At 52.5% G+C, this 616-nt stretch carries 1 rRNA gene; it reads right to left on the bottom strand.

Annotated features, from left to right (window positions below):
• Positions 1 to 616: ribosomal RNA gene (locus tag ELS82_RS25735) — 23S ribosomal RNA — on the bottom strand; the annotation flags it as partial.

Genomic DNA, 616 nt, shown 5'->3' with positions numbered 1-616 from the left:
TGCGACTCTCGTTAGCTCCATCCGCAAGGGACTTCACCGACAAGAGCGTACCTTCTCCCGAAGTTACGGTACCATTTTGCCTAGTTCCTTCACCCGAGTTCTCTCAAGCGCCTTGGTATTCTCTACCCGACCACCTGTGTCGGTTTGGGGTACGATTCCTTACAATCTGAAGCTTAGAGGCTTTTCCTGGAAGCATGGCATCAATGACTTCACTACCGTAGTAGCTCGACGTCGTGTCTCAGCCTTAAAAAGAGCCGGATTTACCTAACTCTTAAGCCTACGCACTTGAACCTGGACAACCGTCGCCAGGCCCACCTAGCCTTCTCCGTCCCCCCATCGCAATTGTAAGAAGTACGGGAATATTAACCCGYTTCCCATCGACTACGCCTTTCGGCCTCGCCTTAGGGGTCGACTTACCCTGCCCCGATTAACGTTGGACAGGAACCCTTGGTCTTCCGGCGAGGGGGGTTTTCACCCCCTTTATCGTTACTCATGTCAGCATTCGCACTTCTGATACCTCCAGCATGCTTTACAACACACCTTCAACGGCTTACAGAACGCTCCCCTACCCAATGCCCAAAGGACATTGCCGCAGCTTCGGTTTATTACTTAGCCC

The sequence above is a fragment of the Vibrio ouci genome, from assembly GCF_004551525.1.
GTDB lineage: Bacteria > Pseudomonadota > Gammaproteobacteria > Enterobacterales > Vibrionaceae > Vibrio > Vibrio ouci.
Note: the sequence above shows the minus strand (reverse complement) of the source record. Positions and strands in the feature narration are given on the sequence as shown.